Below are 19,473 nucleotides of genomic sequence, written 5' to 3' on the forward strand. Positions count from 1 at the left end.
TCGGACATGGCAGGGCCCCGGATCACCGTCGTTGGCGCCTCGCTCGCGGGGCTGCGCACGACCGAAGCGCTGAAGGCGGCGCTTCCGCAGGCGCAGCTCACGCTGATCGGCGACGAGCCGCATGCGCCCTACAACCGGCCGCCCCTGTCGAAGGAAGTAATGGAAAGCTTTGCGGGGGGCGATACAGATGAAACCGAGGCTTTCAGCAAGCTCCTGCTACGCTCCAAGCTGATGCCGGAGGACGCGTCGATACGTCTTGGTGTGGGGGCGACCGGGATCGAGAGTGCCGGCGTGCGTCTTGCCGATGGCTCTCTGATCCGCTCGGACTGGGTGATCGCGGCGACCGGCATCCGGCCGCGCCGACTGCCGCTTCCTGGAAACGAAGACATCCGTCACGTTTTGCGGGGCTTCGACGATGCCCGCGCGCTCGCCCCGATGCTGCAACCGGGCGTCCGTCTGGCGGTGATCGGGGCCGGGTTCATCGGCTGCGAGATCGCCGCGACCGCGCGCAAGCTTGGCCTTCACGTCACGATCGTCGAACCGGGGCCGCAACCGATGATGCGCGCGCTCGGTCCGCGTGTTGCGTCCGCGATGGCCACGTTGCACCGACGCCATGGGGTGACGCTGCTCACCGGGCGTTCGGTTGAGGCGTTTAAGCCGGGCCGAGTGTTCCTCGACAACGGCAAGGAAATCGAGGCTGACGTGATCGTCGAAGCGCTCGGCTCTCTGCCCAATACCGAATGGCTTGCCGGGAGCGGTGCGGAACTCAGCGACGGCGTTCTGGTCGATGACACGATGCGGGCGGTCGGCGCATCAAGCTTATTCGCGGTCGGTGACATCGCTCGCTTTGCGAACCCGCTTTTCGACGATGTACCGCGCCGGATCGAGCATTGGTGCATCCCCGGACAAACCGCCAAACGCGCCGCCCAGACCATCGTCGCGATTGAGGCGGGCGAGACGCCCGAGCCCGGTTTCGCGCCGCTGCCGAGCTTCTGGTCGGATCAATACGGCATGCGCGTTCAGGCCTTCGGCGCCCCGGCGCTGGCCGAGACGCAAACCGTTGTTGAAGGCGACCTGAGTCAGATCGGCGAGGCTCCCGTGATCGTCGAATACGCCCGCGACGGCGCGCTCACCGGCGTGATCGGCCTTGGCGCTCCGCCCGCACTGATTGCCAAACACCGCGCCCGCCTGATGGCCGCACTCACTCCGAAAGAAACCGCATGAGCCCCCAGATGAACGACCTCCTCGAAGCCGCCCTCGCCAAGCTCGACGCCGAGATCGTGCATGTCGGTCAATTCGATTACGCGTCGGTCCTGCGCGAGCGGCGCCTGCGCAAGGCCCAGTTTCTCGACTGGGCGGGGGACGCGCGCTTCGCGAATGTTCTGGCCTATTGGGACAGCGGGGACAACCTCTTCGGCGGCAACTCTTATTTCACCGAGACGGTCGAGATCGACGTCGCCTCGATGCGTGCAAACCCCTCCGAGCCCGATGCGGTCACGGTGATCGCCGAACTGTCGGGCGAGGCGAAGGAATTGATGCCGCGCCAGGTGCTGCGCCGCCAGCTTGAGCGCGCCGAAGCAATGGGCTTCAAAGTCGACGCCGCGTTCGAATTCGAGCTGATCGTGCTTGAGGAAGACGCGACCACCGCGCGCGAGAAAGGCTTCGCGGGGCTCGCGAAATTTGCCCCCGACAACAAGTGCTGGTCGGGCGCCACCGCGAATACCCATGCCGAGTTCATTGCAGACATGGAGGCAGAGATTCTCGGCCATGACGTCTCGCTCTATGCTTTGAGCGTCGAACTGGGGCCGGGCTGCCTCGAGGCCACGACCGCCGCGACCGAAGGGCTGCGTGCCGCCGACGACGCGAGCTTCCTGCGCCTGGCTGCGCGCTCCTATGCCCGCAAGCACGGTAAGACGGTGAGCTTCATGCCGTATATGGGCGCGGAGTATCCCGGTATCGGCGGCCATTGTTTGATGAGCCTGCGCAACGCCGAAACTGGCAAGAACCTCTTCGCTTCGCCCGATGGCCAGACCAACGATCTGGCGAAGAAGTTCATCGCCGGGATGATGGCGGTCGTGCCCGATGCCTTCGCCATGTGTACCTCGAGCGTGAATGCCTATCGCCGCCTCGCACCGGGTAGCTGGGCTCCTAAATCGCTCACCTGGGCGGAATATCCCTTCACCGTCGCGGTGCGCTCCGTGCCGCATACGGGCGCGCGCGCCCGTCTCGAATTCCGGGTGCCACCCGCCGATTGCAATCCGTATCTGACGATGGCGCTGATGCTGGGCGCGGGACTCGACGGGATCGAGCGCGACTTGCCCGCGCCCGAACCGAGCGCCGCAGCGCATCCCGATTTCGCCCCCGAAGGTGCAAGCCGCTTCCCGCGCGATCTCGCCGAGGCCGCGGATCGGCTTGCTGCCAGTGACGACGCCGCGCGGATCTTCGGAGCCGCTTTCACCGAGAACTTCGCGGCCGCTTGCCGCGCCGAATACGCCAGCCTCGCCAAGGCGGTCAGCGCCGAAGAACGCGCCCGCTACCTTGAAGGCTGAGACGCAAAAAAACCAATAGGGAGCCAAGAATGACAACCGATACCGATTATCACCGCGAAGTCGATGCGCCCGGTCGGGCCGAACTGGTCGAACGTGTTCGCAAGAAGATCGACGCGCTCGGGGTCGATTACATCTACTACCAATACATCTCGATCACCGGGCGGGTGATGGGCAAGGCCGCCCCGGCGCGTCACTGGGAAACCCAGGCGCGCAAGGGTGTTCAGACCTGGATGGGCGGCGTCACCAACGTGCTGCCGGATTTCAAAGGCAACCTGATCGGCTTCGACGCGAACGCGATGGAATGTATCGCGCTGCCCGATCCCGATACGTTCGTCCAGCTCCCCTGGGACAAGCGCGTCGCTCGTGTGTTCTGCACGCTGTTCTACAGCCTCGAAGATCCGAACTTTCCCGGCCAGTATTACGAATACGACACCCGCGGGAACCTCAAGCGCTTCGACCGTGAGTTCCGCGAGACCCATAACGGGTTGCATCTGCGTGTGGGTCTTGAGCCCGAGATGCTCTGGCTCAAGCCCGAGGCTGGCGAGGTGCGCCCCTATTCCGGGGTGACCGAACCGCTCGCCTATCACATCGGCCAGTTCGAGAGCGCCCGCGATATCTGGATGCAGGTCTCAGATTATGCCCGCGCGATGGGTCTCGACATGATCCAGGGCGATTGCGAGGACGCGCCCGGCCAGATCGAGCTGAACTACCAGTTCGACGATGCGCTGCCGACATGCGACCGGATGACGACCTATCGCCAGATCTGCGCCGAGGTCGCACGCCAGCGCGGGCTGATCGCGTGTTTTATGGCGAAACCCTTTATGGGTTACGCGGCCAACGGCTGCCACCACAACTGTTCGATCTGGACCGGCGGTGAGCGCGAGGTGCAGGCGATCGTGCCGGGCGAACTGCCGGGCATGGAAGAGAACTGGATGTATTCCAAGGGCGGCGTGAACGAGTTCGAGAACACCGAAGGCGGCTGGCTGCCGACGGAGCTGGGGCATCACGTTCTGGGCGGGTCGCTCAAGCATATCAACGCGCTGACCTGTATCGGTGCGTCGACCGTGAACTCCTATCGCCGCTTCAACGACTACGGTCTCTGGGCGCCGATCGGGGCAAATTGGGGCCTGCAGAACCGCTCTTGTACGGTCCGCATATCTTCGCCCGACCGGTTCGAGTTCCGCGCAGTGGACAGCATGGTCAACCCACATCTGTTCTGCGGTGCGCTGCTGAAGGCGATGGACGATGGCATCCGCAACAAGATCGACCCGGGCGCGCCGGAATCGCGTAACGTGACCGAGGTCTGGCAGTCGGGAGGAGAGGTCAATCTCATCCCGCTCAATCTTCGGGATGCGCTGGACGCGCTCAAGAACGACGAGGTCATTCGTTCGGCACTTCCGGGGCGGCTCTACGAAGTCTTCGACGAATACAAACAGGACGAGTGGACACGCTTCCTGCGTGAGGTCACCAATTGGGATGTGGAGCAATACCTGCATTGTGTACCGTAATCCGTTGACCCCCGCAAAGGAGCCCAGAGCATGACAGATCCAACCAGACCAGAGACCGAGATGATCGACATTCTCAGCCGGGACGGACGGATCGTGTCTGCCTGCGCTGCCCAGGAAGCCGTGCTCGGCCTCGTGCCGGGCGCGGCCGCGGGTGAGGCCTGGTCAGCGATCTATCCGCTGGCCTCTCGCAAGCGGCTTGAGGGGGTTTTTACAGAGACCACCGTCGGGCCGCATGTCGTCACGCTCGAGATGCGCGCCAGCGACGGCGCGCGGATCGGCGTCACCGCGATCGTAACTCGGTTCACAGACCCCGAGCAGGGGCTTTGCTTGCGCACGGTGAAATGGCCCGCGGGCGGCGCGCTCAGAGAGGTCGCGACCCTCGCCGAGGAAAAGGAGATTCTCGAGTCGATCCTCGCGGCCTCCGACGATGCGGGCTGGTGCATGGAATGGGACGAGCCCGTGGACCTCTCGGCCCCAGAGCAGGAGATCATCCGCCAGGTTTTTGAGAATGGTCCACATTGGCGCTTCTGCAACGATGCGATGGCGCGGCTCTATCGCACCCCTGAGGGTAAGAATTTCAATGCACTCCCCGTGCACGAGACCTTTCCGCGCTCGCCCGAAAACGAGGACTTCGTAAGGCGCCTGATCCGCGCGAGCTTTGATGTGAATGCCTCACCCTCGCGCGATCTGCGTTATGACGGCGTATTCATCGAGGTTGAGAATGACGTGCGCGGGCACATTCGGGGTAACTTCCTGTATCGCATGTGGGGCACCGTGCGTGATGTCTCGAAACACGCCCGCCGCGCCGCGGTACTGCGCGAGGAGATCGACACGCTCGAAGCAATCCTCGACGCCCTGCCGGACTCTGTTCTGGTCGTCGATCGCGATGCCCGAATTCTGCGCATCAATACCAGCGCCGAAGAACTACTCGACCTCAACCCCGACCTTCTTCCCGCGCGAAGCATCGATGATCTGATCGAACTTCCTGTCCCGCTCACTGAGATTTTCGCAGTCGCTGGAGATCATCTCCCCGGCCATCCGAGCGGTCTCTACCCGGTTCTTCTGCGCAACCCCGACCGTCCGATCCGTGCCGAACTTGCGGCGCGCTGCGTCGCGCTTCGCGAGACGGAGTGCCTTGTGCTGAGTCTGCGCGCGCGGCTGGGGCCGGTCTCGCAGGGTGGCGATCTCGCGAGTGTAACGTCGCTCAGGGCTCGGGGACAGTGATGGAGGCGGGAGAGATGAAACAGACATCCGCGACGTCGCCCCGCCCGCTCGATCAGGCTCTTCATGCGCTGGCCGACGGAATTATCGTGCTCAATCCTGACCATTCAATTTCTTTCGCGAACCGCGAAGCCGCATCCCTGTGCGGGCTCAATGCGAAGGAGATGGAAGGATTCGACTTTGCGCAGTTCAACAGCATGTCCTCTCTCAATTGGACCCTGCTGGGCGAGACGCTCGAAGCGGGCCGCACGGGCAGTCTCATTCTGCGGGGAGAAGCGACCGGCGCGGTTTTCGTGACCTTGCGCAGGATTTCCGCGACCGGCGCCAATGAGGGGCACGTTGTCACGCTGCGCGATCTGGCTGTGTTCGATCATGCTCGAAGGCAGGCGACCGGCGCACGATCCGCACCGACGTTCACGAGCGCGACCGAGCGCCGGATGCGACCCGATTTCGCCCGCCAGAGGGTGATTTCTCCTTGGCTCGACCGGATGATCTCGCGTGGGGAGCGCGCGCTTTTACAAGGCGCGCGAGTCATCATCACCGGGGAGTCCGGCGTCGGGAAAACCGAGATTGCGCGCCATCTGCATAACTTCGTCGCCAATGGCGTGGATCCGTTCATCGCGGTGAACTGCGCTGCGATCCCGGAGAGCCTCTTCGAATCCGAGCTCTTCGGCTATGAGAAAGGCGCGTTCACCGGGGCGTCGACCGAGGGTAAGAAAGGCCTGATCGAGGCGGCTGAAGGTGGCACGCTGTTCCTCGACGAGATCGGCGAAATTCCCTTGCCGCTTCAGGCCAAGCTGCTCTCCTTCCTCGAAGAAGGCACGATCCTACGGATCGGGGGCACGCGTCCGCGGCGGGTGAACGTGCGGGTCATCTCGGCGACCAATCGCGACCTTCTGGAAATGTCAGAAGATCGCCGCTTCCGTACGGACCTCTATTACCGGCTCGCGGTCGTGAACATGCCGATGAAGCCACTGCGTGATGTGCCCGAACTGCTCGACCACCTAATCGACCGATTTCTCACCGCGATCAATCAGCGCCGTTCGGCCCCGCTACATCTCTCCGACGATCTGCGCGCGCGGCTGCGCGCCTATCACTACCCGGGCAATATCCGCGAGCTCTGGAATCTGATGCAGCAGATCTCGGTGCTCGGCGACGACGAGGAAGAGTTGCCGCGCCGGCTCATGGCGCTCGATCCGACCCAAGCGCAGCACTCGTACGGCAGCTCTCCCGACAGCGCGCCGGCCCCGCTCGCCGAAGGTGCGAGCCTGCGCGACGCGGTGAGCGAATACGAATTACGGATCATCGAAGACGCGATCCGTGTCCATGGCAGCAAACGCAAGGCTGCTGCCGCCCTCGGTGTCGATATCGGCACCATTTCTCGAAAGACCCGAAAAGAGCCGTAAACGGCCGAAAAAACCAACAGTGGAGTAAAAACATGACTATCAAGAAGACGATGCTCGGCACGCTCAGCCTGCTCGCCCTGACCGCATCGCCGGTGCTGGCGGAGGGCACGATCAACGTGCTGACCTGGGAAGGCTACGCCGACCCGTCCTTCCTCACGAAATTCGAGGAGACCTCCGGTTGCCAGGTGAATGCCACCTATGTCGGATCGAACGACGATTTCGCACCGAAGCTGATGGCCGGCGGTGGTGTCTACGATCTGATCACCCCGTCGATCGACACGACCAAGCTGATGATCGACCTCGATTTCGTCGAGCCGCTCGATACCTCGAAAATCGAGGGATGGAACGACATCTATCCGAAGTTCCTGGCCCTCGACGGTATCCAGAAGGACGGTGAATATTATGGGATGCCCTATGTCTGGGGCGCGATCGCCTTTATGTATCGCGACGATGCGTTCGATACGCCGCCCACTTCGATCGCAGATCTCTGGCGCGAAGATCTCAAGGGTAAGATTTCGCTCTGGGATGACAAGAGTGCAATCTACGTCGCCGCCCGTAAGAACGGCGACATGAACATCTACTCGCTCTCGGATGAACAAATCGAGAAGGCGAAGCAGTCGCTTGTCGAACAAAAGCCTCTGATCCGCAAATATTGGGCTACCGCTGGCGAACTCGTGGACCTCTACAAGGCCGGCGAGGTAGTGATCTCGAACACTTGGGCTGGCTATCAGTCCAGCCTTCTCGCCGACGAGGGTATCAAAGTGACCGAGTTCATCCCGACGGAGGGTGCCGAGGGGTGGATGGACAGCTGGATGGTCGTCAAGGGCAGCCCCAACAAGGAATGCGCCTACAAGTTCCTCAACATGCAGCTCTCCGAACAGGGGCAATGTGGGGTCGCCAATGTCAACGGCTATTCGGTGGCTAACGCGGCAGCCGCTAAATCCTGCATGAGCCCCGAGCAATATGCTGCTCTGCATCAGGACGACCCTGACTACCTCGATAGCCTACTAATCTGGCAATCGCTCGGTGATCGGTTCGAAGCTTACACCAACGCCTGGAATTCCGTGAAGGCGCAGTAAGCGATGCAAGAACGGTGACCCCGGTATCGGGGTCACCTCAGGGATCAAGGGATGAGGCGGTCGGGGAGGGCTGCCCGCTCCCGAAAAAGCAGGGAACAAGGCGACATGGCCTCAATCATCCAATTGGAGAACATCTCCAAGCATTACAGTCCGACCATCATCGGCGTGGACGACGTTTCGCTGACCGTCGAAGATGGCGAATTCGTCACGCTTCTGGGACCCTCGGGCTGTGGCAAATCCACCCTCCTGCGCATGATCGGCGGGTTCGAGGAACCTACAGCTGGAGCGATCCGGCTCGCAGACAAGGACGTGACATTCGACCCGCCCTACAAACGCGAGGTCAACATGGTCTTTCAGGACTACGCGCTCTTTCCGCATATGACGATCGGCGAGAACGTGGCCTACGGCCTCAAGACCTTCAAACTCGACAAAGATACGGTGCGGACTCGCGTGAAGGATGCGCTGATGCTGGTGGGGCTCTATGATAAGCTCAACCAGCGTCCGCAGCAGTTGTCCGGCGGTCAGCGCCAGCGGATCGCACTCGCCCGCGCCATCGTGCGGCGCCCGAAGGTTTTGTTGCTCGACGAGCCGCTCTCGGCCCTTGATGCGAAACTGCGCGAGCAGATGCAGATCGAGCTCAAGCACCTGCACGAGAAGGTCGGCATCACCTTCATCATGGTGACCCATGACCAGACCGAAGCTCTGGTGATGTCCGACCGCGTAGTGGTGATGGACAATGGCAGGATCGCTCAGGAAGGACGCCCGCAGGATCTCTATGATCACCCAGCGAGCCCCTATGTTGCGAATTTCATCGGCACAACGAGCTTTCTTCCCGGCAAAGTCAGCGCGCTTTCGGGCGAGGTCGCGACGATCGCGGCGGGCGGCACGCAGATCACGGCCCATCCCAATGCCAAGCTTGGCGAAGGTGCGACCGTCACCGTTGGCGTGCGCCCCGAGAAGGTGAAGCTGCTGGCGGAGGGCGAAGCCGCCGATAACGTCTTCGAAGGCACGATTTCGGAAGTGATCTATTACGGTCTTGGCCTGAGGATTTCGGTGACCCTCGCCGATGGCAGCAAGATCGACGCCGATACCTTGCTGCCCGACAAGCTTTCGCATTCCACCTTGCCGCAATCCGGCGCGCCGGTTCGACTGGGCGTGGCCGCCCATAACGTCTTCGTCTTCGAAGGGACGGTGACGCCATGAGCTTCCTGCGCCGCAACCTTCCAAGCATGCTGGTGATGGGCATCCCGCTCATGTGGATTGCCCTGTTCATGCTGCTGCCTTACGGGATCATCGTCACCTATTCCTTCTGGCTGAAGAAATACCCGACCTTCATCCCAGCCTTCCAGTTCGGGAACTACATCACGATCTTCACCGATCCCCAATATGTGCGGGTTTTCCTGCGAACGCTGAAGATCTCGGTGCTCGTCTCGATGGCCTCGTTCCTGCTGGCCTATCCCTTCGCCTACTACCTCGTCTTCCGCTGCCGTTCGGTGGCGCTGCGGACCTGGCTTTACATGGCGGTTATCGCGCCTTTGTGGGTGAGCTATCTGCTGCGCGCCTATATCTGGAAAACCATCCTCGGCACGGAAGGCGTGCTCAATTCCTTCCTGATGTCGCTGGGGATCATCGACGAACCGTCGAGCCTGTTTCTCTACAACCAGTTCGCGATGGTGGTGACGCTCACCTATATCTTCATCCCCTTCATGGTGATGCCGATCTACACCGCGCTCGAGAAGATCCCGACCAACCTGACAGAAGCCTCGGCCGATCTCGGGATGGGGCCGTGGCGCAGCTTCTGGACGGTCACGCTGCCCTTATCGTTGCCCGGTGTCGCGGCAGGGTTCACGCTGACCTTCTGTCTCTCCTTTGGAGACTTCATCGCGCCCTTCCTCGTGGGCGGACCTGACGGCAACCTAATCGCCAACGTGATCGCCACACAGTTCGGCGCGGCACTGAACTGGCCGCTCGGCTCCGCGCTGGCAATCGTGATGCTCGTCGTCGTTCTTACCATCGTCTCCCTCTCCGACAGGATGGAGCGCAAAGGCATGACGGGAGGCGTCTGACCATGGCACAGAAAACACCCGGCCTCGTGTCGCGCTATGGCGCGGATACGGCCTTCATGAGTTTCGTCGCGTTTTTGATGGCGTTTCTCTACATCCCGATCTGGGTCCTGATCGCGTTTTCCTTCAACGACTCGCGGTCGCTCACCTGGCCGCTCTCGGGGTTCACGCTCGACTGGTATCGCAAGCTATGGAGCAATTCCGACCTGATCGCCGCGATCGGCAACAGCTTCTATGTCGCGACGCTGGCGACGGTCGTGACCCTCGCGGTCGGCGTGCCCGCGGCGATGGTGCTGCACAAGTTCGACTTCCCCGGCAAATCCGTGTTCCGCAGGCTGATCCTGCTGCCGATCACGCTGCCGGGGATCGTCACCGGTATCTCGATGCTCAACATGTTCAAGCTGATGGGCTTTCCGCTGAGCCTCGAGACGGTGATCCTGGGTCATGCGACGGCTCTGCTGGGCGTGGTGGTGACGCAGGTCTATGCGCGGCTGCAGCGCCTGCAACCGTCGCTCGAGGAAGCGGCCTTCGATCTGGGTGCCTCGCCATGGCGCAGCTTCATCGACATCACCTTGCCGAATATTCGCTCGGCGATCATCGGGGCGGGGCTCCTGAGCTTCGTGCTCAGCTTCGACGAGATCCCGGTGACCTTCTTCCTGACCGGGCGCGACAACACGCTGCCGATGTATATCTACTCGACGATGCGCCGCGGCGTGACGCCGGAAATCAACGCGGTGGGCACAATCATCGTGCTTCTATCGCTCATTCTCATCGTGGTCGCGGTCATCGCGACGCGAGAGCGCAAAAAATAACGACATGGAGGGAACGCCAATGACCATGACTCTGAAAGACTGGCAGGCTCGCGCTGCCGCACTCGTGCCCGAAACGCGGATGTTCATCGACGGAAAATTCGTCGATGCGGCGTCGGGCGCGAAATTCGAAACCATCAACCCGGCCAATGGGCAGGTTGTGGCCGCTGTCGCGCGCGGCAGTGCCGAGGACGTGGACCGCGCCGTCGCGGCCGCGAAGAAGGCGTTCAAATCGGGCGTCTGGTCGCGGATGGAGCCCACCGCGCGGATGGCGGTGATGAGTCGCTTCGCGAATCTGATCGAAGAGCATGCCGAGGATTTCGCGCTGCTCGACACGCTCGACATGGGCAAGCCGATCTCGGACATGTTCAACATCGACATTCCCGGCTCGCTGATGACGATCCGCTTCTTCGCCGAGGTGATCGACAAGATGGAGGGCGCGGTGACCAACACCAATGCCGACGCGCTCCATTACATCCTGCGCCAGCCGCTGGGGGTCTGCGGGCTCGTCGTGCCGTGGAACTACCCGCTGATGATGGCTGCGTGGAAGATCGCACCCGCGCTGAGCGTCGGCAACTCGATCGTGCTGAAACCGGCCGAGCAATCGCCGCTCTCGGCGCTGCTTCTGGCGAAACTGTTCTCGGAAGCTGGCGGGCCCGATGGGGTCTTCAACGTCGTCACCGGCTTTGGCGAGGATACCGGCAAGCCGCTGGCGCTCCACATGGACGTCGACAAGATCGGCTTCACCGGTTCGGGCGAGGTCGGCAAGCTGATGATGATCTATGCGGGCCAGTCGAACATGAAGCGGGTCAGCACCGAATGCGGCGGCAAGTCGCCCCAGATCGTGCTGGCCGATTGCGAAGATCTGGCGAAGGCCGCCGCAACAGGTGTCGCGGGGATCTATTGCAACCAGGGCGAGGTCTGCTCGGCGGGCTCGCGCATCCTCGTCGAACGCGCAGTCTATGACGAGTATATCGCGCTCTTCACCGAGGCCGCGCAGGACATGCACATCCCCGGCGACCCGCTCGATCCGGACACGACGATGGGGCCGCTGGTGACGCCCGAGCAGCAATCGCGCGTGCTGGGCTATATCGAGGCGGGCCGCAAGGAGGGGGCCAAGCTCACCTTCGGCGGCAATGTCCCGGCCAATTTCAACGCCGGCTGCTTCGTCGAGCCGACGCTGTTTACCGATGTGTCGAACAAGATGAAGATCGCGCAGGAGGAAATTTTCGGCCCGGTCGCTTCGATTATTCCGGTCGACAACCTCGATCACGCGATCGAAACCGCCAATGATACGATCTACGGGCTGGCGGCTGCGATCTGGACCTCGAATGTGAAGAACGCGCATCGCTTTGCCCGCGATGTCGAGGCGGGGATCGTCTGGGTCAACGCTTATGAGGCGGGCGATGCCACGACGCCGTGGGGTGGGTTCAAGCAGTCGGGCAACGGGCGCGACAAGTGCCTCGAGGCGCTGACGCAATACACGCAGACCAAATCGGTCTGGATCGAGTTGAGCTGACCTCTCCCGGTCGGGGCACAGCTCGCCCCGACCGACCTATCCTCAGGACGACAATGAAACTTTGTATTCTCGAAGCCGATCGCCCCGCCGAGGCGTTCCGGCCCGCCCATGGCACCTATGCGGGGATGTTCGAACGCTGGCTCGCACCGGCCTTGCCCGAGGCAACGTTCGAAAGCATCTTCGTCGCGGGGGGCGAGGCGCTTCCCGATGATCCCGATCACTATGACGCCTATCTCGTGACGGGATCCCGCGCGGGTGTCTATGAAGACCATGACTGGATTGCCCCGCTCGAGGGGTTCCTGCGCGAGTTGCGCGCGCGCAACCGCCCGGTGGCAGGGGTCTGTTTCGGTCATCAGGTGATGGCGCAGGCTTTCGGCGGGAAGGTCGAGAAATCCGCGGCGGGCTGGATGCTCGGACGGCAGGAGCACATGCTTTCGCCGCAAGGGGCAGAGGTCTTCGGGCCCGATCCGCTCGCTGCTCTGTCGTTCCATCAGGATCAGATTACGGCGCTCCCTCCCGGCACCGCGCGGCTCTTGTCGAACGACCCCTCCCCAAATGGCGGGCTGGTCTATACCGGCTTCCCAGCGCTCTCGGTGCAGTTCCACCCCGAGTTCCAGCCGGGTTATATCCACGATCTTCTGACCGCTTATCAGGGCGATCGCGTACCGATGGATCGGGCAAAAAGCGCACTGGCGACGCTTGACGGGGGGCTCGATAACGACAGAGTGGCAAGAGGCTTCGCCGAGTTCTTCCGCCGCAACGTCCAAAAGACATGAAACTCACCCAGAAGGTCACCCAGCGCCTCGACACCCAGCTCAAGCTCTCTCAGGAGCTGCACCGGGCGATCGGCTTTCTGGAGCTTTCCAATCTCGAGTTGGCGCAAACCCTACGAGAGGCGGCCTCCGATAATCCCTGGCTGAGAGTGCGCCTGCCTCCCGCGATGGAGGATGGCACGGCCGATATCGCCGCACCCGGACCCTCGTTGCGCGCCCATGTACTCGGCCAGATCGACCGTCTTGCGCCGCGTCCGGCAGACCGGCCCATTGCGCTGGCGCTGCTCGACGCGATGGGGCCGAACGGCTTTCTGGAGACGCCGGTCGAGACGATCGCCGCCACGTTGCGGGTTCCGTCCGCGCGTGTCGAGACCGTCCTGGCCGCGCTTCAGGCAATCGAGCCGCGTGGCCTCTTTGCCCGCTCGCTTGGCGAATGCCTCGCCCTGCAACTTGCCGAAGAGGAAGAGGTATCGCCGCAGATGCGGCGAATGCTCGATGTTCTTCCGGTTCTCGCGGAACGTGGGCCCACCGCTCTCGCGGAGGCGGCCGGAATTAGTGGCAACGAGTTAGTCCCACTGCTGGCCCGTTTACGCGATTTGAACCCGCGACCTGCCTCTGGTTTTTCGACAGATGCTACGTGCACACGTATAGCTGATCTCATTTTCGAAAAAGGGGACGATGGTTGGACCGCTCAGCTCAACCCCGAGAGCCTTCCCCGGATCGAAGTGAATGACTTTCAGCAGGGAGCTGGCTTAGGGACGTCGTTCTCAAGAGAAAGAAGCGAAGCGCTTCAGCTCCTCAGCGCCATTCAGACGCGAAACGAAAACCTCTTGGCGCTTGGCACGTTGCTGGCAGTTGAGCAGGGGCAGTTTCTTTCCGAGGGCCCCGTTGGGCAAAGAGTTTTGACGCGCCGAGAAGCCGCGCGTCGTCTCGGCCTTCATGAAAGCACGGTGGGACGATTGGCGCGTTCTTCCTCGGCGGCGACCCCCGCGATGGGCGTACTTTCACTGCGAGAGTTTTTCTCACGCCCTCTCCGAAAAGGTTCGGGAGTTTCATCCCCTGAGGGTGCCTTTGCAGTCAAAACGCGTATCGCGCAGATGATAGCCGAAGAAGGCCCCGAATGTCCGCTAAATGATCGCCAACTGACCGAAGCACTTCGCGCGGACGGTATTCTTGTGTCACGACGCGTTGTTGCGAACCTCCGTGCCGGCGCAGGCATCCCAAATCGCGCGGTTCGGAGATCGCGATTGGATTGACTCGGTAAAAAGGGGCAGACTTTGGCGCCACCGCGAGAATCTTTGCCGCAGGCATAAAAGGCAAGGCGCCGCGAACAGCCGTAAGACCTCATTGTCTCTGGTATCGGCCCATAGCGGACTTTGATGCTGCCTGCAGCGAAAGGTCGCCTGAAACTCGTTGGGAACATCGCGCCTCTTGCACGGCGAGAAACAGTTCAGGAAAAAAACACCATTCCGCTCGGTGGTAATGGCCAAGAAATGAACATGTTCGCACTGTCGAAACGTTTCGGGATCATGCTAAGCTTGGCTGGGAATAGCGGGGATGGTCATGGCGACACTGAAGGACATCAGTAAGGAGACGGGTATTTCCATCACACAGGTCAGTCGCGCGCTCGGTGGCTTCGACGATGTCAACGCCGAGACGCGGCGCCGCGTGGAGGAAGCGGCAGCCAAGCTGGGCTATCGTGCGAACCTGATGGCGCGAGGTCTGAAGACAGGGCAGTCGGGAAATGTCGCTATGGTGGTTCCGCGTCAACTTGATGCATCTGCCCGCGAGGTTCTTTTCGAAGTCGTCTGGGGCATCTCCGCCGAATTTTCCCGGCGCGGGAAGCGTCTCATTCTGCATGTGACGGCATATGCGAACGATATCTCGGTCTACGACCAGCTCTATCGCAGCGGTGGGGTCGACGGTTTCGTGGTGATCGGGCCGACGGTAAACGATCCGCGTATTGTCCAGCTTGCAGACCGTGGCATCCCCTTCGTTGTGCATGGGCGCGATCCGAGCTGCGCACATGATTTCGTCGATCTCGACAATGCTGCTTTGATCGGCTCGATGGTAAGCGCCGCGAGAAAGCTGGGTCATGCCGATATCGCCTTTCTCAACGGCCCCGCAGATCTGCCTTTCGCGCAGGCCCGCGCTCGAGGATTCGATCAAGCCGTGAAGGGCGCAGGCGATTGCCGCATTCTGAATGCACCGATGACCTTCGAGGCGGGACACGATCTGACGATTTCGCTTCTGACTGGGAAAAATCCGCCCAGTGCAATCATCGCTGGTAACTTGATGATGGCGGCTGGCGTCTACGCCGCAGTGAAGGAAGCCGGGCTTCAGGTCCCGCGGGACCTTTCGGTGCTCGCCCATGACGATGGACTCGAACATTACGACCCGGACGCGTTCGATCCACCGATTGGCGGCACGCGCTCCGAGCTCGGAGCGGCTTGGAGCGCTTTGGCTTCATCATTCGATCGCCGTATCACGCATCCCGATATTGAGGCCCAAGTCACTGAACTGGAATTCGAGTTCCGCCAAGGCGCTTCGATCCAACCGCCACGGGAGTAGTCCGCTCACGAACCCGTAAACCGAAGATCATTGACAGAATCGTCTCGTTTTAGCATCTTTCCGAAACGTTTCGGATCGACGAGGCACGGTCGATTTCGGCGCTGGATCTGGAGGAGATCACCATGACAAAGTTTTCGAAGCCCGCGATCGCGCTCTCAGCTCTGCTGGCTTGGCCAGGAATTGCGATGGCGCAGGACTTGGTATTTCCGGTCGATAAGGGAGAATTCGACTGGAAGAGCTATCACGACTTTGCCGGAAAATACGATTTCAGTGGCCAGACTTTGACGATCATGGGGGCCAATACCGGCAATGACGCCGATCGTTACCGCAACCTCTATGCCTATTTCGCAGCTGCGACCGGAGCGACGGTCCAGTATTCGGGTTCGGAGAGCTACGAGCAGGATATCGTCATCGCCTCGAAGGCGGGCGGGCTACCCGATTTCGCAAACTTCCCGCAGCCCGGCTTGGCCAAGGACATGGGCAAGGCCGGCGTCCTCGTGCCGCTCGAGGCCTCGACCGAGCAGGAGGTGAAGGACGGCTACGCCGCCGGTCAATCCTGGGCCGACCTCGCGACGTTTCCCGGTCCGGACGGCAAAGACAATTTCTACGGTGTTTTCTTTGGCACCGACGTCAAAAGTCTCGTCTGGTATTCGCCCGAAAACTTCAAGGAGATGGGTTACAAAGTTCCGCAAACGCAGGAAGATCTCGTTCGACTGAGCGATCAGATGGTCAAGGACGGCGTCGCGCCCTGGTGCATCGGGTTGGGATCGGGGGCCGCTACCGGCTGGCCGGCGACCGATTGGGTCGAGGATTTCATGCTGCGCACCGTCCCGCCAAAGGTCTATGACGAATGGGTCAATCATGAGATCCCGTTCAACGACCCGCGCGTCGTGCAGGCGATCGAGGATTACGGGACCTTCGCGCGAAATCCGGAATATACGCCAGGCGGCCCGGACACCGCCGTCACGACCGATTTCCGCGACGCGCCGAGCGGGCTTTTCACCTTTCCGCCGAAATGCATGATGATGAAACAAGCCTCGTTCATTCCGACGTTTTTCCCCTCGGATGTGAAGGTCGGGCGCGACGCGAGCTTCTTCTACTTTCCGCCCTACGCCTCCAAGCCCGAACTTGGGCGACCCGTTCTGGGGTCTGGCGGAATGGTGACGATCACCCATGACAGCCCGATGGCGCGCGCCTACATCCAGTTCCTGCTGACCCCGATCGCGCATGAGATCATGATGGCGCAGGGCCAGTTCCTGACCCCGCTCAAGGCGGCGAACGAAGCGCTCTACAAGGACGACACGCAGCGCAAGCTCGGCGATATCCTGACATCGGCGACGACCTTCCGTTTCGACGGGTCGGACCTGATGCCGGGCGAGATCGGCACCAATGCCTTCTGGAAAGCGATGGTGGACTTCACCACGGGTGAGGATGCCAAGACCGTGACGGACCGGGTCGAGACCCGGTGGAAAAGCATCAAGTAAGCCCAAGGTGGGAAGCAGCTGCGCAATCCGCGGCGCTGTTTCCCGACATGTTTTCCGGAGATCGTCTTCATGAGCCTGCAAGAGCCCATCGCCCCCAAGGGCAGTGTCATAGCCGATCGCGACTGGTGGCGTGGAGCGGTGATCTATCAGATTTATCCGCGCAGCTTTCAGGACAGCAATGGCGACGGGATCGGCGATCTGGCGGGCATCGTGCAGCGGCTGGATCACGTTGCGTCTCTGGGGGCGGATGCGATCTGGATTTCGCCCTTCTTTCGGTCGCCTATGAAGGATTTCGGCTACGACGTCAGCGATTACTGCGATGTCGAGCCGATTTTCGGCACCTTGGAGGATTTCGACGCCGTGATCGAGAAAGCGCACCGGCTGGGCATCCGCGTGCTCGTCGATCTGGTGCTTTCACACAGTTCGAACCAGCATCCATGGTTTGTCGAGAGCAGCGCCGATCGCGAGAATCCGAAGGCTGACTGGTATGTCTGGGCCGATCCGAAGCCCGACGGCACTCCGCCGAATAACTGGTTGTCGATCTTCGGCGGCTCGGCTTGGGAGTGGAGCACGCGCCGCAAGCAATATTACCTGCACAACTTTCTGAGCGAGCAACCTGACCTTAATTTCCATAATCCGGACGTGCGCCGCGCGGCGTTCGACATTGCACGCTTCTGGCTCGACCGCGGGGTCGACGGTTTCCGGCTCGACGCGTTGAACTTCTATTTTCACGACTCCGAGCTGCGCGACAACCCGGCGCTGCCGGAGGAACGGCAGAACGACTCGATCGCGCCTTCGGTGAACCCCTATAATTATCAAGAGCATATCTTCGACCGGAACAGGCCGGAAAACCTCGAATTCGTAGCCGAGTTTCGTCAGCTCCTCGATGAGTATGGCGCCATCGCGCTTGGCGAAATCGGCGATGCCCAGATCGGGCTGGAGTTGATCGGGCGCTACACGCGCGGCGACGACCACATCCAGATGTGTTACGCCTATGATTTTCTTTCGCCGACACCTCCAACTGCGTCACATGTCGCCGAGGTCATCGCGAATATTGAAGCGGCCGCGCCCGAGGGCTGGGTCTGTTGGGCCTTCTCGAACCATGATGCGATGCGGCATGTCTCGCGATGGAATCTCGGGAACGAAGCGCAAAGACTGATGATCTTGCTGATGATGTGCCTGCGCGGCTCGGCCACCATCTATCAGGGAGAGGAACTTGGACTACCCGAGGCCGAGATCCGGTTTGAGGATTTGCAAGACCCCTATGGAAAACGTTTCTGGCCCGATTTCAAAGGTCGTGACGGATGCCGGACGCCGATGGCTTGGCTATATGACGCGGCTCACGCAGGATTTTCGACAGCGTCGCGCACGTGGTTGCCTCTGGGCGCAGGGCACGAGATGCGGGCGGTTTCGGTTCAGCATGATAAGCCCGACAGTCTGTTAAACCACTACCGCGACGCGATCGCGCTCCGACGTCGGGAGCCAGCTTTGCGTAAGGGGGCGCTGGTGGATCTGGCCGTCGATGGATCGCTTCTGAGTTTTCGCCGCGTGTTCGAGGGCAACGAGATGCATTGCGTCTTCAATCTATCGGACACGGCCGCTGAGTTTCGCAGCCCGGATGGGAGTGTCGAGCCAGTTTCCCCGAATGCCGCCATCCTTCCATCGAATGGTCCGGCAATAATCACGCTTCCGCCTTGGGAAGCTTTTTTGATGCGTGAGAAAGCTTGAGATTACCGCGACCTGGCTGAGCGTCGTTTGCTCAACTCAATGGTATATCGGCCCAAAGCGGTCCTTCGCCCGGATAGCAGCGAAAGACAGCATTGCTCTATCAAGCTGTCAGCAATTTCGTATTCCCAAAGCCCGCCTCAAAGCCGCTGTGGCGGGATGCGCAGGCTGATCGAGAGAGAATGTGCGTCATTCTCGAAGGTCGGCGGATCGACCGGAGTGGAACTGCCAGTCTCCGGCTTGCTGGATGAAAAGCTCCCTGGGAAAACAGAAAGCGCCTAATATTTGAGCACGTCAGAATCCTTCGAACCGCCATTGGACGTTACGGCTCCTCTCCACAATTCTGCCCCCAGATTTTGGGGATAACTGCACTTTGGGCTTGAACCGGTCATGCGGTGACGCAGCGTCCAGGGCAGGAAGACATGGCCTTCCCGGCGCCAAGCGGACCTTCAATCCGATCCCAGCCAATTACTGGAGCGGGTTTGTCGATAGCCCTACATCGATGGCTCGTTGTGCTTGCAGAACGCGACCTGAGCGAAACTACTGTAGGACGAGATCATCAGAAGCCTGAGGAGCCGGATAAAACTTGAAACGACTGGTTTCTTTTGGAGCCTCTAAAATGCACCGCGGCGCTGAAAAGCGCCGCGGTGTCTTTGTTTGGGCCTGTGAGCGCTCAGAACTTCGCGCTCAGAACTTCGCGTTGAAGGAAAGCTGCAGCGCGTGGCTCTCATAGTCGCTCGAGAAGGTCCCCGAGATCCCGGCATGC

General features: G+C 61.2%; 15 protein-coding genes. All 15 read left to right on the top strand.

The features are described from left to right. Positions 1–6 precede the first annotated feature (6 nt). The 15 genes from F8R15_RS18825 (at position 7) to F8R15_RS18895 (ending at position 18,710) form a co-directional block, all read left to right on the top strand. Positions 7–1,224, top strand: a complete 1,218-nt coding sequence (locus F8R15_RS18825; RefSeq protein ID WP_152845620.1) for an NAD(P)/FAD-dependent oxidoreductase — start codon at positions 7–9, stop codon at positions 1,222–1,224. Between the two features lie 8 nt (positions 1,225–1,232). Beyond that, a complete protein-coding gene (locus tag F8R15_RS18830; RefSeq protein ID WP_172976262.1) occupies positions 1,233–2,549 on the top strand; it encodes a hypothetical protein in 1,317 nt (438 codons plus the stop codon). A gap of 29 nt (positions 2,550–2,578) precedes the next feature. Further along, complete coding sequence (locus F8R15_RS18835; RefSeq protein WP_078601052.1) at positions 2,579–4,057, top strand: glutamine synthetase family protein; 1,479 nt, start codon at positions 2,579–2,581, stop codon at positions 4,055–4,057. 30 nt (positions 4,058–4,087) lie between these two features. Continuing rightward, positions 4,088–5,281, top strand: a complete 1,194-nt coding sequence (locus F8R15_RS18840; RefSeq protein WP_152845622.1) for a PAS domain-containing protein — start codon at positions 4,088–4,090, stop codon at positions 5,279–5,281. Positions 5,282–5,295: 14 nt separating this feature from the next. Next, complete coding sequence (locus F8R15_RS18845) at positions 5,296–6,684, top strand: sigma-54-dependent Fis family transcriptional regulator (protein ID WP_172976263.1); 1,389 nt, start codon at positions 5,296–5,298, stop codon at positions 6,682–6,684. 32 nt (positions 6,685–6,716) lie between these two features. Then, positions 6,717–7,763: an ABC transporter substrate-binding protein gene (locus F8R15_RS18850; RefSeq protein WP_078601046.1), complete on the top strand. Its 1,047-nt coding sequence runs from the start codon at positions 6,717–6,719 to the stop codon at positions 7,761–7,763. 105 nt (positions 7,764–7,868) lie between these two features. After that, entirely contained in the window at positions 7,869–8,966 is a 1,098-nt protein-coding gene (locus F8R15_RS18855) for an ABC transporter ATP-binding protein (protein WP_210402334.1), read from the top strand. Then, positions 8,963–9,829, top strand: coding sequence for an ABC transporter permease (locus F8R15_RS18860; protein ID WP_078601042.1), 867 nt, complete (start codon positions 8,963–8,965; stop codon positions 9,827–9,829). The genes F8R15_RS18855 and F8R15_RS18860 overlap by 4 nt, the downstream gene beginning before the upstream one ends. A gap of 2 nt (positions 9,830–9,831) precedes the next feature. Then, positions 9,832–10,638, top strand: coding sequence for an ABC transporter permease (locus F8R15_RS18865; protein ID WP_152845625.1), 807 nt, complete (start codon positions 9,832–9,834; stop codon positions 10,636–10,638). Positions 10,639–10,657: 19 nt separating this feature from the next. Further along, entirely contained in the window at positions 10,658–12,154 is a 1,497-nt protein-coding gene (locus F8R15_RS18870) for an aldehyde dehydrogenase (protein ID WP_152845626.1), read from the top strand. Between the two features lie 53 nt (positions 12,155–12,207). Further along, on the top strand, positions 12,208–12,930 hold the full coding sequence (locus tag F8R15_RS18875; RefSeq protein WP_152845627.1) for a type 1 glutamine amidotransferase: 723 nt from the start codon (positions 12,208–12,210) through the stop codon (positions 12,928–12,930). Continuing rightward, on the top strand, positions 12,927–14,183 hold the full coding sequence (locus F8R15_RS18880; protein ID WP_152845628.1) for an RNA polymerase sigma-54 factor: 1,257 nt from the start codon (positions 12,927–12,929) through the stop codon (positions 14,181–14,183). Before F8R15_RS18875 ends, F8R15_RS18880 begins: the two co-directional genes overlap by 4 nt. A 307-nt stretch (positions 14,184–14,490) precedes the next feature. Then, positions 14,491–15,498, top strand: a complete 1,008-nt coding sequence (locus tag F8R15_RS18885; RefSeq protein WP_172976264.1) for a LacI family DNA-binding transcriptional regulator — start codon at positions 14,491–14,493, stop codon at positions 15,496–15,498. A 122-nt stretch (positions 15,499–15,620) separates the two neighbouring features. Further along, positions 15,621–16,982, top strand: coding sequence for an ABC transporter substrate-binding protein (locus F8R15_RS18890; protein ID WP_253732774.1), 1,362 nt, complete (start codon positions 15,621–15,623; stop codon positions 16,980–16,982). Positions 16,983–17,051: 69 nt separating this feature from the next. Next, the gene (locus tag F8R15_RS18895) at positions 17,052–18,710 is read left to right on the top strand and encodes an alpha-amylase family glycosyl hydrolase (protein WP_152845630.1); all 1,659 of its coding nucleotides are present in this window, start codon (positions 17,052–17,054) and stop codon (positions 18,708–18,710) included. Positions 18,711–19,473: the final 763 nt, after the last annotated feature.

The organism is Thioclava sp. JE_KL1 (assembly GCF_009296265.1).
GTDB lineage: Bacteria > Pseudomonadota > Alphaproteobacteria > Rhodobacterales > Rhodobacteraceae > Thioclava.

Bases quoted from the DNA above. Each gene is read 5' to 3' on its own strand.
- F8R15_RS18835 (WP_078601052.1), top strand. From the start codon at position 2,579: ATGACAACCGATACCGATTATCACCGCGAAGTCGATGCGCCCGGTCGG.
- F8R15_RS18865 (WP_152845625.1), top strand. From the start codon at position 9,832: ATGGCACAGAAAACACCCGGCCTCGTGTCGCGCTATGGCGCGGATACG.
- F8R15_RS18895 (WP_152845630.1), top strand. From the start codon at position 17,052: ATGAGCCTGCAAGAGCCCATCGCCCCCAAGGGCAGTGTCATAGCCGAT.
- F8R15_RS18890 (WP_253732774.1), top strand. From the start codon at position 15,621: ATGACAAAGTTTTCGAAGCCCGCGATCGCGCTCTCAGCTCTGCTGGCT.
- F8R15_RS18855 (WP_210402334.1), top strand. From the start codon at position 7,869: ATGGCCTCAATCATCCAATTGGAGAACATCTCCAAGCATTACAGTCCG.
- F8R15_RS18880 (WP_152845628.1), top strand. From the start codon at position 12,927: ATGAAACTCACCCAGAAGGTCACCCAGCGCCTCGACACCCAGCTCAAG.
- F8R15_RS18870 (WP_152845626.1), top strand. From the start codon at position 10,658: ATGACCATGACTCTGAAAGACTGGCAGGCTCGCGCTGCCGCACTCGTG.
- F8R15_RS18845 (WP_172976263.1), top strand. From the start codon at position 5,296: ATGAAACAGACATCCGCGACGTCGCCCCGCCCGCTCGATCAGGCTCTT.
- F8R15_RS18830 (WP_172976262.1), top strand. From the start codon at position 1,233: ATGAACGACCTCCTCGAAGCCGCCCTCGCCAAGCTCGACGCCGAGATC.
- F8R15_RS18885 (WP_172976264.1), top strand. From the start codon at position 14,491: ATGGCGACACTGAAGGACATCAGTAAGGAGACGGGTATTTCCATCACA.
- F8R15_RS18875 (WP_152845627.1), top strand. From the start codon at position 12,208: ATGAAACTTTGTATTCTCGAAGCCGATCGCCCCGCCGAGGCGTTCCGG.
- F8R15_RS18840 (WP_152845622.1), top strand. From the start codon at position 4,088: ATGACAGATCCAACCAGACCAGAGACCGAGATGATCGACATTCTCAGC.
- F8R15_RS18850 (WP_078601046.1), top strand. From the start codon at position 6,717: ATGACTATCAAGAAGACGATGCTCGGCACGCTCAGCCTGCTCGCCCTG.
- F8R15_RS18860 (WP_078601042.1), top strand. From the start codon at position 8,963: ATGAGCTTCCTGCGCCGCAACCTTCCAAGCATGCTGGTGATGGGCATC.
- F8R15_RS18825 (WP_152845620.1), top strand. From the start codon at position 7: ATGGCAGGGCCCCGGATCACCGTCGTTGGCGCCTCGCTCGCGGGGCTG.